Source organism: Sedimentibacter sp. zth1 (assembly GCF_017352195.1).
GTDB lineage: Bacteria > Bacillota > Clostridia > Tissierellales > Sedimentibacteraceae > UBA1535.
Map to the genome: position 1 here is coordinate 2,026,454 of NZ_CP071445.1, position 14,696 is coordinate 2,041,149.

Here is a 14,696-nt window from a genome sequence, read left to right on the forward strand (position 1 = left end):
GGTGCAAATAATGAACAATAAATTAACATATAAAGAAGCAGGTGTAGATGTACATAAAGGTTATAAAACAGTAAAACTTATAAAAGAAAGCGTTAAAAAAACTTTTACTAAAGGTGTATTATCAGATATAGGCGGATTTGGTGGAATGTTTGCAATTGATAAGGATTCATATGAAGAACCAATTCTTGTTTCAGGTACTGACGGAGTTGGAACAAAACTTATGATTGCATTTATGACTGATAAACATGATACTATTGGTGAAGATGCAGTAGCAATGTGTGTAAATGATGTTATATGCCAAGGTGCTAAGCCTTTATTCTTCTTAGACTATATAGCTACTGGTAAATTGGACCCTTCAAAAGCAGCAACAATTGTAAAAGGCATCTCAAATGGATGTATAAAATCCGGTTGTGCATTAATTGGTGGAGAAACTGCCGAAATGCCTGGACTTTATAGTGATGGTGAATATGATGTTGCTGGATTTTGTGTTGGTATAGTTGATAAGAAAAAAATTATAAACGGAAGCACTATAAAAGAAGGAGATATATTAATTGGTATCCCTTCAAGTGGTATTCATAGCAATGGTTATTCACTTGTTAGAAAAATATTCTTTGACCATAAGCATTATAATGTCAATGATTATGTTGAAGAACTTGGTTCAACTTTAGGTGAAGCACTTATAACACCTACAAGACTTTATCCTGAATTAATTATGGATCTTATAAGCAAATTTAAAATAAAAGGAATGAGCAATGTAACAGGTGGTGGATTCTATGAAAATATTCCAAGAATGTTTCCAGAAGGATTAACTGCTGATATAGAAACTAAAAATATCAATGTACTTCCAATATTTAAATTAATGCAAAAAGAAGGTAACATTGATATTGATGAAATGTATGGAACATTTAACATGGGAATTGGAATGGTTTTAGCAGTAGACAAAAATGATGCTGATAAAGTTGTAGAGTACCTTAAATCAAAGAATGAAAACCCTGTTAAAATTGGTGTCATGGTAAAAAGAGAAGGCGGTTTAGACATATGCCACAATTAAAAATTGGTGTATTGATTTCTGGTGGAGGCACCAACCTTCAATCCATTATTGATAATATTAATAATGGATTTATAGATGCTAAAATTGATGTTGTAATTTCTAACAAGAAATCTGCTTATGGCTTAGAACGTGCTAAGTCAAATGGTATAGACGCTATATATGTAAATCCTAATAATTACAAAGGCTCTGAAGAATATAATCAAATAATCATAAGTGAGCTTCAAGATAGAAATATTGATTTAATAGTATTAGCTGGATATTTAAAAATATTAAGTATGGATTTTGTTAGAACATTTGAAAATAAAATTATAAACATACATCCTTCACTTATTCCATCTTTTTGTGGTAGAGGCTACTATGGAATAAAAGTACATGAAGAGGTTATAAAATATGGTGTAAAGGTTACTGGTGCTACTGTTCACTTTGTAGATGATGGAGCAGATACGGGCCCAATAATCTTACAAGATATTGTATTTGTAGATAACAACGATACTCCTCTTTCTTTACAGCTGAAGGTACTTAATATTGAGCATAAAATATTACCACTTGCAATAAAGCTGTTTTGCGAAAACAAACTTGTACTAGAAGATAGACGAGTAATTATAAAAAATTAATTAATTCTGCCAAATTATATGAATTTTTATTGATAGCAAGTGTCATTTTGGCATAAACCCATATAAGGTGCAGTAATAATTTACTGCACCTATTAACATTAATATTAAGGAGATTATTATGAGAGTTTTAGTAGTTGGAAGCGGTGCTAGAGAACATGCTATATGTGTAAAAATATCTAAAAGTTCCTTACTTACAAAATTATACTGTGCGCCTGGTAATGCAGGAATTAGTAAATTAGCTGAATGTGTAAGTATTAAGGCTGAAGATATAGAAAAAATAACTGAGTTTAGTGTACAAAATAAAATCGAGTTTGTTATTGTTGGCCCTGAAGTACCGTTAGTAGCAGGTTTAGTAGATATTCTTGAAGATAAGGGAATAAAATGCTTTGGACCTAGAAAAAACGGAGCAAAATTTGAAGGTAGTAAATCATATTCAAAAGCGTTTATGGAAAAATATAATGTACCAACAGCTAAATACAAACTATTTAACAATTATGAAACTGCATTAAAGGAAATTACAAACTTCAACCTACCTGTTGTTCTAAAAGCTGATGGTTTGGCTGCAGGTAAAGGTGTTTTGATTTGCAACACACTTGATGAAGCAATTGAAGGTATAAATTCTATACTAAAAGATAAACAATTTGGAGATGCTGGGAATACATTATTAGTAGAAGAATTCTTGACTGGTACAGAAACTTCTTTATTGTGCTTTGTAAATGGGAAAGATATAATACCTATGGAAAGTGCAAGAGATTACAAACGTGCATATGACAACGACTTAGGATTAAATACTGGTGGTATGGGATGCTTCTCCCCTAACCCAATTTACACTGATAAACTTAAAAAATATATAAAAGATAATATATTAGATAACACAATTAGAGGATTTATAAAAGATAACATTGATTTTAGAGGAGTTTTGTTCATAGGATTGATGATTACTGGAAATACTGCTAAAGTATTAGAATATAATACTCGTTTTGGGGATCCTGAAACTGAGGTTATTCTACCACGTTTGAAATCTGATTTACTAGAAATTATGATTAAAACAAGAAACGGAACTCTAAAACAAAGCGACCTAGTATGGTCAAATAAAAAATGTGTAACTGTTATTCTTGCAAGCGGTGGATATCCACAAAACTATGAAAAGGGAAAAATAATAACTGGGATTGATACTGTAGATAATGATATAACTGTTTTTCATGCTGGTACCGCTATACAAAATAATGATATTTTAACTAATGGTGGAAGAATTTTAGCTGTTACATGTTTATCGGATTCTTTAGAAGAAGCAAGAAACCATATCTACAAAAACATTAAAAACATCAATTTTGACAAAATGGAATATAGAACAGATATAGCTTTGACTAAATAACAAAATATAAAACTTGTATTTTGAAAATTTTCTGATAAAATAGTACTGTTAATAAATAATGGAGGTAATTATGAGTTTATATACAGAATGGAATAATGATTTAGAAGGAATTCAAACTCAAGAAGACTATAAAGAATTTTGGGATAAATATATGGTAAAGGAAACTGAAATATATAAGCAAATTCTTAATAGTAAAACACAGATATTAAACGGAAGTGTTAAGGAATTAGCTGAAAAATACAATTCTACTTCAAAACAATTTGTAGGCTTTTTAGATGGAGCTAACACTAGCTTTAAAGAAAAAGTTGAAGTTGAAAACATAACTGAAGATACAGTTATAAATGCTGAATTTGATTTTGAAAAGTTACTTTGGAATATGCACGAAGCAAAAGCTGAATGGCTATTTGGATTAAAAGAATGGGATAATATCATCGATGAAGAACAAAGAAAAAAAATAAGGAAAGAATTCAACCGTTCAAAACAAGCTGTTAAAGAAGTGAAAGTTGGAAGAAACGATCCTTGCCCATGTGGTTCAGGTAAAAAATACAAAAAATGCTGTGGAAAAAATATTTAATAGTGCTTTAAGCACTATTTTTTTATAGAATTATATCTTATTGTATATATAATAAGATATATAATAGTATATACCCCGAGGAAAATAGTATGAATAATAATTGTGGAATAGAAATAGTTAAACAAAAATCCAACATATTATATCTAGATATGTTAAGGATATTTACAATATTTACAGTAATAATATTACATCTATCAGCACAAAATTGGCTGGGTGTATCAACAAAAAGCTTTTCATTTCAAGTATTTAATATTTATAATACTTTTGTACATTGCAATGTTCCCGTTTTTATAATGTTGAGTGGTGCTCTATTATTAGACCATTCTTATAATATAAATATAAAAAAACTATATACTAAAAATATATTAAGACTTCTAATAGCATATATATTTTGGTCATTTTTATATGCAATTATAACATATATTTATAATGGTCAATTCAATGGAGCATATGGCTTGCTGATTTCTATAATTAAAGGTACATTGAACAGTCACTATCATTTATGGTTTTTGCCGTTGATAATAGGTATATATATGCTACTACCCATTATAAAACCTTTAACTGAAAGCACACATTCAAAAAAGCTATGCTTGTATTTCTTAATTTTATTCTTTTTATTAGGAATATTAAGACCAAGTATATTTGTTTTTAGTTTTCCGTATAAAAAACAAATATCTACAATAATTAATAAGTTTTATTTTTCACCCGTAGTTAGCTGGCTTGGGTATTTAATACTTGGTCACTATATAAAAGCCTATGATTTAAAAAGAAAGCATAGAATATTAATATACGTTTTAGGGATTATTACATATTTATTTGCTCTAATTTATAATGCATATATTTCATATACAACCGGTATTCCAAATCAATTTTATTATTTTGCCTTCTCAGTGACTAGCTTTTTTTTGGCATCCACTTGGTTTGTATTTTTCAAATACCAAATACCCAAATTTAAATTTAGTAAAAAGACTGAAAGTATAATAAATAAAATATCAAAAAATGCATTTGGAGTTTATTTAGTACATGCAGCAATAATAAAGTTATTGTATACTTTAGGGCTAAATACACTATCATTTAATCCAATATTATCTATTCCATTGATTGCTCTACTTGTATACTTTATTTCCTATTTAATAGTATTAGGTATTAGAAAAATTCCTTTTATAAATAAATATATCATATAATAAAAACAGTGTATAATACACTGTTTTTAACAAATAATTATTGACATATGTCATTAAAGATGATACTATAAAAATATAAATGACATATGTCAATAACAAAGGAGATTTAAAATGGCTAGACCTAGGAAATGGCGAAAAGTCTGTAGTTTACCTGAAAACAATTTTTTTGGACCAATGAACTGTGAACAATTTGATGATATGATAATTATGACTGTTGATGAGTATGAAACAATTAGATTAATTGACTATCAAGATTTTACACAAGAGGAATGCAGTCAATACATGAAAATTGCCCGTACTACTGTTCAACAAATATATACCAATGCTAGGAAAAAAATAGCTCAAAGTATCGTTGATGGTAAGGTATTGAAAATATTTGGCGGTGATTACCAATTATGTGATGGTAACGAGGACTTTTGTGGATGCAGAGGTTGTCATAAACGTCAACGCTATAAGAATTTAGACACTAAATAACCACCTTTATTATTAACTACATATGCTATATTCGAGAGGAGATTAATTATGATTATTGCTATTCCAACTGACGAAAAAAATTTAGATTCTACAGTTTGTATTTCATTTGGACGTACACCTTATTTTGCATTTTATGATACTGAAACAAAAGAGGCAACTTACTTCGATAACAGTGCCATAAGCGCACAAGGTGGTGCAGGAATTAAAGCATCACAAGTTATTGTAGATAAAAAAAGTGCTGCTGTTTTAACTGTTAGATGTGGAGAAAACGCTGCTGCTGTGCTAAATGGTGCAAATGTAAAAATTTACAAAACCATCTATCCAACAGTAAAAGAAAACATTAATGCTTTTGAGCACAATGAATTACAAATACTTTCTAATATACATCCAGGATTTCATAACCATGAAAAATAAGCTTACAATTGCAGTGCTGAGTGGAAAAGGCGGTACTGGCAAAACATTTGTATCAGTTAACCTAGCAGCAAGTGCTAAAAATGCAACTTATTTAGATTGCGATGTAGAAGAACCTAATGGACATATATTTTTAAAACCAGTAAACATAAAAACAAAGGAAGTATTTAAAACATTACCTACATTCGATAAAGAAAAATGCATTGGTTGTAGAAAGTGTATTGATTTTTGTAGATTCAATGCTATCGCATTTATAAAAGAAACTCCACAAGTTTTTAATGAAATTTGTCACTCATGTGGTGGATGTAAATTTGTATGTCCAGTTGGTGCAATTGGTGAAACTACCAAATGCGTCGGAACTATACAATCAGGTACAACGAACGATATAAATGTTGTAACAGGAATGCTTAACCTCGGTGAAGCTTCAGGTGTTAAGGTTATAAGCGAGGTCTTAAAAAACTCAAGTGATAATAATATCAATATTATAGATTGTCCACCGGGAAGTGCATGTACTGTAATGGAAAGTGTACAAACAGCAGATTATTGTGTTTTAGTAGTTGAACCAACCATATTTGGTATTCATAATTTTAAAATGGTATACGAACTTGTCACACTTCTTGGTAAACCTTGTGGCGTTGTAATAAACAAATATACTGAGGAAGTAAATGAGCTAACTAGCTTTTGCAGTGAAAACAATATAGAGATTTTAACAAAAATTCCTTACAACAAAGAAATTGGTCAAATAAATGCTCAAGGAAGCTTGGCATATGAAAAAGACAAAAATACTAAAAATACTTTTGACAATTTACTTAATAAGGTTATAATGGAGATAAGCAAATGAAAAAATTGTTAATTTTAAGTGGAAAGGGCGGAACTGGTAAAACTACTACCGCTTCAGCATTTATAGAGTTTTCTAAAGCAACAGCATTTGCAGATTGTGATGTTGATGCTCCAAATTTGCATTTGATATCTAAAATTTCTTCTGATGCTCAATTTTCAGACTTTTATGGAAGTCAAAAAGCTATAATTGACAACGATAAATGTACAAAATGTGGTTTATGTAAAAGCAATTGTCAATTTGGTGCAATTGAATATGATAACTCGCAATACAAAATAAACGAATTTGCCTGTGAGGGTTGTGGCACTTGTGAATACAATTGTCCAAGCAAAGCTATAACTATGGTTGATGATGTTGCTGGTAAATTAGCTTTATATAAAGATGATAAAGTATTTTCAACTGCAACTTTAAAAATGGGTAGAGGTAATTCTGGATTGCTTGTTACTGACGTGAAATCAGCTTTGTACAACAATACTGATGAAAATGATGAACTTGCAATTATTGATGGCTCTCCAGGTATTGGATGTCCTGTTATAGCTTCTATAACTGGCGTTAATATGGTTTTAATTATAACTGAGCCCAGTTTATCTGGTATGAGCGATATGAAGCGTATACTTAAGACTATACAGATATTTAATATAAAAGCATGTGTATGTATCAACAAATGTGATATTTGTACTGAAATTTCAGATCAAATCGAAAGTTTTTGCAAAGAAAATGATATTTTTTTAGCTGGAAAAATTCCATATGATGAAAGTGTATCAAAAGCAATCAACAACGGTGATAGTATTGCTAAATACAATTGCCCTGCAAAAGATGCTTTACAAAACATATATAATAAAATAATAACTATTTTAGAGAAGGAGTAATATTATGACTAACAAATTAAAAATAGCCGTTGCTTGTATGGGAAATACAACAGCACAACACTTTGGACACTGTGAAAATTTTAATCTTTATGATGCAGAAGGTGGAAAAATTATATCAGAAAAAAGTGTACCAAACCCAGGACACAAACCAGGATTTTTACCTAACTACTTACATGATTTAGGAGTTGAGGTTATTATTGCTGGCGGCATGGGTGGTGGCGCTGTAGAAATATTTAACGAACACAATATTGAAGTTATAGTTGGAGCTAATGGCAATGCTAAGAGCTGTGTAGAATCATACTTAAGCGGCGACTTGAAATCAACAGGTTCAGTTTGTCATGAACATAACCAATAATTAATTTATTAAAACTATGAAGAACAATCGAGTAGGAGCTAAATAATTAATTTATTTAGCATCCTCTCACATTACTGCAAAACTAACAAAAAAAACACCGAAAATGCCTGCATTAATTAACATTCAAATCTACTATATATTTTCTGAAAATACTTCTAATAACGAAGGATAGTAGTTTTCAGTTGAAATTTAGCGCTTTTTTTCAGAGCATCTTATATACTCTGATAACTTACCAACCAAGACTAAATATGATTTTTAATTCTAAATAACTATTACTTAATACATTCCTGTTTGAGAATTGAATAAATAAGTTGGTCATACATATTTTCATTAATCCAATAATGTTCTCTTAATCTTCCATCTAACTTAAAACCATATTTCTCCAAAAGCCTAATTGAAAAATAATTATTTGAAGATGTAGTTGCATACATTTTATTCAAATTCAGTTCATCATCTTTGAAGGATGTTTGAATGAATTTTGATAACATAATACTACCCAACCCCTGACCTCTATTATTATTGGGTAAATAATAACCAAATTCAGCACTATGATTTCTTATATTTAAATCAAATAACGTTATTTTACCTAATGGTTTATTGCAATCTTCTTTTTTTACCAGTACATAGATTATAGATTTTTTTTCAGAAATAGACTTTAATGTTTTACTGGCATACTCTTTAAAAGATTTACACAATTTCAAGGGACGACAAGTATAGTATTCAAAGTGTTTTTCTTCAAGATTCCAATGAAATATTGTCTTAATATGTTGTTCATTTAATAAAAGCAATTGATAATTATCTTCAAACTGTTTCAGGTTATTTTCCACAATATGCCTCCATAAAATTTTATAGTTTTCATGATTATTATAATTGTTAATTACACAACAAGAATATATAGTATACCACAATAATATCAAAATATATGTACACTATGTTTGTTTATATTTTATTTCCTCTATAACATAGGTGGTAGCGTCAAGTAGGCACTATACTTTTATATATGTATCTTAGTTTACACTACTAACAATTTATCAAAACCTCTTAAATATAAAATATTTAAAATAGCACCGTTTGATTTCCACCAATTCTTAGTAATTGCCCATTCTTGAGGATAGTCTTCCCATTGCCAATTAATATTCCAAGAACCATCATCAAGCTGTGTACTCACTATAAACTCACATTCATATTTCGCAATTTCTTTATTATCAGTATAAAAAATACTATTTTTATTATTAAAAAATTGAGATGGTTTACATATATAGCTAGTTCTCCACTCATCCAAATTTCGGGTTATACTTCCTTTAACTTGTTTTAATAATTGTTTTTTCAAAAGCGAAACATCAAATAAATTGTTTATATTTGCTTCTTCACAATATTCCATTAAGCGAATATAGCATAAAGCTGTATGCATGCTTTCTAAAACTCCTTGAGATAAATAACTTTCAAATGCTCCTTTAGCAACAGTTGAAGCGACACTGTAAAGTTTACTACTTTCATCTGCATATTTAAGTGCAAATCCAGCTAAACACGCTGTTGGATTATAATTAGTCTTGTTACTAGTATCAGCAGAATCATAGTACCACCATGGAGCATGAGGAAACATATTATTTGTTGGAACAGTATTTATCCACTTACCATTTTCAAAATCTGCACCACTTCCTAAATAGCGTAATATACCCTGAATTATTGGATGAGATTTATCACTAAATCCTATTTCTTTCAATATTTCAGTTGCAACCCAAGTATCAATTGGAGAAGAATTAGGATTCCAAGCATCTGGTTCAATTGCATGACCAAAGCCACCATCTTTATTCTGATACACTGACAAAGCGGTTAATATTTCTTCTATACTTCCATTTTCAAAATGATATTTCCATCTTGCTATATCTAGTGGTCTTGCATTTTGATAAACAAAAAGTCTTGCTTTATTAAATACATTATTCATATATTCCTCCTATTAATGTTTAATTATAATTATATATTCAAGTTCTTTACTTTATACAAATTCTGCTATAAGCTAAACTTAAATTCATTTTCATTATACTACATCCATATGTTACCACAAAGTAAATTTTTATAAATATATTTTTTTCATTTATATTGTAATAATAAAAAAGCAAAGTCAAATAACCTTGCTTTTTCTAAGCTATTTAAATTCATTCTTAGTTATAATTCATTAAGCTTTCAACCATAACAAAAAATTTTCACTATGCACTCCTTACATAGCACTTTGTTCTAACATATATTTCTCCCAAAGATATGTAAAATACCCTTTATTGTTTATTAAATTATCAAGCTCTCCATGCTCTACAATATCACCATTATGAAACACATATATATAGTCAAACAATTTTAATAAATGCAATCTATGAAGAACACTTATAACACATCTATCACTTAAGCTTTCAAAAACTCTTGTGTAGACTTTTAGCTCTGTTGCGGCATCTAAACTACCTGTTGGTTCATCAAATAAAACTATACTACTATCTTTTACAGAAAAAAGACCTCTTGCTAATGCTAATCTCTGCTTTTCACCACCAGATAAATTTACTCCATTTTCATTAATTAATGAATTAACACCCTTAGGTAACTTTTCTATAACTTCATCAAAAGCTGATTGCCATAAAACCCTTTGTATATCAGCATCAGTTGATTTAATACCCATATTTATATTGTACAATACAGTATTATCAAATATCTCTGGTTCCTGTGGAATTAAAGTTGTTATATTTGTTAATGATTTTAATTCATATTTGTAATTATCATCAACTATAACATTACAATTTGGAACGTCATATATACCTCTTATAATTTTAAGCATTGTACTTTTACCAGAACCACTATCACCAACAAAAGCAATCTTTTTGCCCTTTTCTAAACATATTTGTAAATTATGCAAAACAATTTCACTGTTATCATATGAAAAATCAACCGTTCTTATGAGCAATTTATTCCATTTTAGTGGTATTTGTCTAGTTTCCATGTATGCAATATTATTACTAAGATCAATAATTGATAAAACAGAATCAAAATCATTTCTCCAATGTATAACCTTCTCATAATCTCCAACATAAAATCCAAATGCTTCCATCAACTGAGAAAGATATTGAAAAATTGCTGTAACTAAACCAAGCATAACAATATTACCATTTTTAGTTTTATCATAAATATAATAAAAAATTAAGCCCACATTTAAAAGCATAACTAGCAAAGAATAAACATGACATTTTATCTGTGTAAATTTATTCTCATTTACTAAATGAATAAAATTATCTTTAAATTTGGTTTCTAGGTCATATCCAATACATTTACCAAGTCTTAATAAAATAATAGTTGTTATATTGCCAATTCCATCCTGCAAAGTCGCTGAAATTTTATGAAAACCCTCATTAAGCATTCTATATTCTGGTACTGATAAGTTATATATTCGTTTTGTTGAAAAAACTAGTATTAATCCAACAAACACTGCTATAATAGCTACAACTGGTGAAATAAACCACAAAACAATAATAGAGCCAACAAAATTAACAATAGTCATAATATAATTATACATAGATTGTCCAAAACAATACAAAGCATCAGAAGCTTTGTTAACACGACTTACTATATTGCCGGAATGATGTTCATTGTGCCAGCCAAGAGGTAAAGATTGTAATAAATTATAAGTCTTTAATACATATCTTTTTTTTACATCATAAGCAACATATAATTCAATAAAACGTGCGCTACGATGAAAAATTTCAAAAACATAAAAACAAGCAACATAAATAAATAACCAAAATACAACTTTTTCCATCATATTATTATTTTGATATTGCAATGTATTTATAATCATAGCAAAAACCATAGGTTGTGCTACTGTAGCAACTATTGAAATAATGTGCATAATTGAATACACAAATATCTTCCATTTCTCTTTACCTGAATAGGCAATAAGTTTTTTTAACATATAAATAAAATCCATATTTTTCTCCTCCATATAATGTTATTGTATTTTTTTATTATATGAAGGATGGTGACGCTCGAATTCTATTTAAGTATCAATCACGTCATAATTTATTTAACATTTTCATTTAATTTTCTCCTTGTAGTTATTTTCAGTAATACACATTAAAACACATTTTTAGTTTCATTAATTTATAAACATTTAATTGGAAAGAACAAATATAACTGACCATTTTCCTCTGGACAGTTAAAATCAAATACAGCACCCGCTAAATTCAATTTGTTTTCATTCATATATTGCAAAACTCCATTAAATGTTTTATTATAATCCTCTTCAACTTTAGCATACAAATATTCAAAAGATGGAACAGTCCATTTTACCCAATTTTCAGGAGGTGTTGCGTTATTGTCAGTCTGTACTCCTGCTAAATACAATCCTTCACTAAAATTATTATCCCACGGTTTAAAAGTTCTTGAAAAATCGCTCATTAATCCCCATATTCCAACAATGTTTCCATTAGCATCTTTCTTTGCTAACGCTTTAACTTCATCGAAATGCGAGTTTGCATCAACCCACAAGTTTTCAACAAAATTGTTACCATCATTTGTTGAGCCTTCTTTTCCAATTACCGAAAATGATTGCATAATACATTTTTTTATTTCCATAATTATATCTCCTTAATACATTAATGTAATTCACACGCAAAATACTATTGGTACTATGCTTATAACACAAAATTTTTATTATTAATAACTGGAATAAATATTGTATCACATCAACGTTTCATAGCACTTGCATACCAATCTTCTAAACACGCTCTGTCATGCTGACAGCCAATATATAATAAAACACTTAAAGCGAAAAATGGTTCAATATATAAAATGTAAATTAACTTATATATCAAATATTAAATTATTAATATTTGATTTTTCTATGATGATATTTACTGTTTCTTTTAAATTAAATTTATTTGTATCAATTTTTTCACCGCTAATTTTGCTATCAAACGCTTGAAAACATCTATCGATTTGCTGTTCAGCCCAAGAATTTTCTTCTTCTCCTCTATTTAGTAACCGTTTTTTTATTATCTCTTTATCAGCATCTAAAATATAGTGATGAATATCTACACCATCATTGATAAGCTTACCTATTATTTGATTGTAACAGTCTATATTTACAATGGTCATTGGTATAATTATAACTCCATTATAATTGTCGTTCATGTGTTTGATTATTTGATAATTTATATTACGCCATATTTCAATGTTTTGAAAATCACCCTTGCGTTTCATTTTGCCAGGGAAATTATCCCATAAAAAATAACCAACTTGTTCAGGGTCATATATATGTGAAAACTCAATTTTTTGATGTAATAAATCAGCTATTGTACTTTTCCCACTACCAAAAGCACCATTTAACCATATAATCATTTTGTCACCTCATAAAGAATTAAGAATATTTATTTTATGCTTGGGTAAAATGCTTTTTCTGACGTTGTGAAAATATCTATTGAAAGCGGATATTTTATTTGAAAAATAGTTGGTTTATCTGCTCCAACTGGAACAAGCATAACCCTTGTACAAACTCTATTACCATTACTATCGCTTTTATAAAATCCAACATCAAAATAATAAAGATATTGATATACCCATTTATAATAAGCTTCATCTGTCATGTCACTGTAACTCTTACCTACTCTGATTAAATTTAGATTCTTATCTAAATTTCCTAGTGATAATGCAAACTCAACTCCATTTAATGGCAAATCACCTTTCATAGGTATAATGCCAAACTGTCCATCAATAAATACCCATTTATCATAATCTTTCAAATATGCTTCTACTACAATATGTCCAGCGCCATATTCACGAGTTTCAACATCAAAAGTTTTCAATCCAACATTTCTTGTAGGTATACCAAGTGCATTAAGGCAACCATAAACAACAACACTATATTCAACACATCTATATCGTTTACCTTTTTCAATTACTTGATCTAATATATAAATTGGATCAGATTTTTCTGGCTGATTATTACCATCATGTTCCCATAATTCTGAAACCCATTTTGTTATAGCCTGAACTTTTTCAAAATCTGTATTACAACCTAAAATAATAGAATCAAGTTTATATTTTGAACGTAACATTACAAGGTACTCATCTGAATACGGACACCATTGTACATTTTCCATAATGTTATATTCATCTTGAGTATATCTCATTTCTGTAGAACTTGTACCATTACTACACGAACAGCAAGTAAAACAAATAGTAATTATCAAAAATATACATAACTTTATAGTTCTTTGCTTATTATTCATACTCTTTCCCCTTCTAATCATTTTATTAACTCCTTATACACTTTTGCCCATGCTATTTGTGTGCTAATTTCTTTGTTAAGGGGTGGCTTTTTTTCAATATTATTCGCTTTAATAAATTTAGATACTTTGTCTATAAACTCTTTTGGCTCTTGAATTGCAATATTTTTCATTGATATAAAACCACAGTCATAATATAGACTTGCACGAATATCCTTTATACCCGGTAAACGTGAAATGTCAGACAAGCAAACTGCTCTCTCAATTACACATTCTGATACTTCAGTAGCATGTGCAACTAACTTACGCTTTTTAGAAGTATCGCACCTATATATTATATCTTTTGTTGATATAATACCATAATCCATTAATTTTGTTATATTATCTACCCCAATTGAAGTATATTCTTTGATTTTCCTAGTCTTATATTTATAGAAAGATAAAAATGATGCCAGTAAATCTACAATTGATTTGTCTAGCATTGTATTGCTTACAAGAAGTTCCGAATTGTTAGCATACTGTTCAAAAAAGTTTTCAGAAGTCAAAATATTAGCCATAATTAAGGCTCTTATTATTTTTTCTTTGTTTTCTATTAATTTAGAAAATCTACTTAACGTTGTATTTTTATTTAATACAATAGCCAAATTTTCAATATCAATATTATCTAGTTCCATATTCTCCTCTTTTC

General features: G+C 28.9%; 17 protein-coding genes. 10 read left to right on the plus strand and 7 right to left on the minus strand.

Annotation, left to right across the window (positions count from 1 at the left end; translation table 11 throughout):
* Window positions 1–10 precede the first annotated feature (10 nt).
* The 10 genes from purM to JYG23_RS09845 all read left to right on the plus strand — a co-directional run bounded on the left by purM (window position 11) and on the right by JYG23_RS09845 (window position 7,745).
* Window positions 11–1,051, plus strand: a complete 1,041-nt coding sequence (purM, locus tag JYG23_RS09800) for a phosphoribosylformylglycinamidine cyclo-ligase (RefSeq protein WP_207235497.1) — start codon at window positions 11–13, stop codon at window positions 1,049–1,051.
* Complete coding sequence (gene purN / locus JYG23_RS09805; protein ID WP_207235498.1) at window positions 1,039–1,665, plus strand: phosphoribosylglycinamide formyltransferase; 627 nt, start codon at window positions 1,039–1,041, stop codon at window positions 1,663–1,665. Before purM ends, purN begins: the two co-directional genes overlap by 13 nt.
* A gap of 118 nt (window positions 1,666–1,783) precedes the next feature.
* Entirely contained in the window at window positions 1,784–3,040 is a 1,257-nt protein-coding gene (purD, locus tag JYG23_RS09810; protein WP_207235499.1) for a phosphoribosylamine--glycine ligase, read from the plus strand.
* A gap of 70 nt (window positions 3,041–3,110) precedes the next feature.
* Window positions 3,111–3,614, plus strand: coding sequence for an SEC-C metal-binding domain-containing protein (locus JYG23_RS09815; RefSeq protein WP_207235500.1), 504 nt, complete (start codon window positions 3,111–3,113; stop codon window positions 3,612–3,614).
* A gap of 89 nt (window positions 3,615–3,703) precedes the next feature.
* Entirely contained in the window at window positions 3,704–4,798 is a 1,095-nt protein-coding gene (locus tag JYG23_RS09820; protein WP_207235501.1) for an acyltransferase, read from the plus strand.
* A 111-nt stretch (window positions 4,799–4,909) separates the two neighbouring features.
* Window positions 4,910–5,272 carry a DUF134 domain-containing protein gene (locus JYG23_RS09825; RefSeq protein ID WP_207235502.1) on the plus strand — a complete coding sequence of 121 codons (363 nt, stop codon included), beginning with the start codon at window positions 4,910–4,912 and terminating at the stop codon, window positions 5,270–5,272.
* A gap of 48 nt (window positions 5,273–5,320) precedes the next feature.
* A complete protein-coding gene (locus JYG23_RS09830) occupies window positions 5,321–5,686 on the plus strand; it encodes a NifB/NifX family molybdenum-iron cluster-binding protein (protein ID WP_207235503.1) in 366 nt (121 codons plus the stop codon).
* Window positions 5,676–6,524, plus strand: coding sequence for a 4Fe-4S binding protein (locus JYG23_RS09835; protein WP_207235504.1), 849 nt, complete (start codon window positions 5,676–5,678; stop codon window positions 6,522–6,524). The genes JYG23_RS09830 and JYG23_RS09835 overlap by 11 nt, the downstream gene beginning before the upstream one ends.
* A complete protein-coding gene (locus JYG23_RS09840) occupies window positions 6,521–7,390 on the plus strand; it encodes a 4Fe-4S binding protein (protein ID WP_207235505.1) in 870 nt (289 codons plus the stop codon). The genes JYG23_RS09835 and JYG23_RS09840 overlap by 4 nt, the downstream gene beginning before the upstream one ends.
* A gap of 4 nt (window positions 7,391–7,394) precedes the next feature.
* On the plus strand, window positions 7,395–7,745 hold the full coding sequence (locus JYG23_RS09845; RefSeq protein WP_207235506.1) for a NifB/NifX family molybdenum-iron cluster-binding protein: 351 nt from the start codon (window positions 7,395–7,397) through the stop codon (window positions 7,743–7,745).
* 272 nt (window positions 7,746–8,017) lie between these two features.
* Here the strand turns inward: JYG23_RS09845 and JYG23_RS09850 are convergent, their stop codons facing one another.
* The 7 genes from JYG23_RS09850 to JYG23_RS09880 form a co-directional block, all read right to left on the minus strand.
* Complete coding sequence (locus tag JYG23_RS09850) at window positions 8,018–8,572, minus strand: GNAT family N-acetyltransferase (protein WP_242631555.1); 555 nt, start codon at window positions 8,570–8,572, stop codon at window positions 8,018–8,020.
* A 185-nt stretch (window positions 8,573–8,757) separates the two neighbouring features.
* On the minus strand, window positions 8,758–9,690 hold the full coding sequence (locus JYG23_RS09855) for a hypothetical protein (RefSeq protein ID WP_207235507.1): 933 nt from the start codon (window positions 9,688–9,690) through the stop codon (window positions 8,758–8,760).
* Window positions 9,691–9,963: 273 nt separating this feature from the next.
* Window positions 9,964–11,709, minus strand: a complete 1,746-nt coding sequence (locus JYG23_RS09860; protein ID WP_207235508.1) for an ABC transporter ATP-binding protein — start codon at window positions 11,707–11,709, stop codon at window positions 9,964–9,966.
* A 173-nt stretch (window positions 11,710–11,882) separates the two neighbouring features.
* Window positions 11,883–12,356 (minus strand): GyrI-like domain-containing protein, encoded by a 474-nt coding sequence (locus tag JYG23_RS09865; protein WP_207235509.1) that lies wholly within the window; start codon window positions 12,354–12,356, stop codon window positions 11,883–11,885.
* A 228-nt stretch (window positions 12,357–12,584) separates the two neighbouring features.
* Entirely contained in the window at window positions 12,585–13,121 is a 537-nt protein-coding gene (locus JYG23_RS09870) for an AAA family ATPase (RefSeq protein WP_207235510.1), read from the minus strand.
* A gap of 29 nt (window positions 13,122–13,150) precedes the next feature.
* The gene (locus JYG23_RS09875; protein ID WP_207235511.1) at window positions 13,151–14,011 is read right to left on the minus strand and encodes a transglutaminase-like domain-containing protein; all 861 of its coding nucleotides are present in this window, start codon (window positions 14,009–14,011) and stop codon (window positions 13,151–13,153) included.
* A 17-nt stretch (window positions 14,012–14,028) separates the two neighbouring features.
* Window positions 14,029–14,682 carry a DUF4332 domain-containing protein gene (locus tag JYG23_RS09880; protein ID WP_207235512.1) on the minus strand — a complete coding sequence of 218 codons (654 nt, stop codon included), beginning with the start codon at window positions 14,680–14,682 and terminating at the stop codon, window positions 14,029–14,031.
* Window positions 14,683–14,696: the final 14 nt, after the last annotated feature.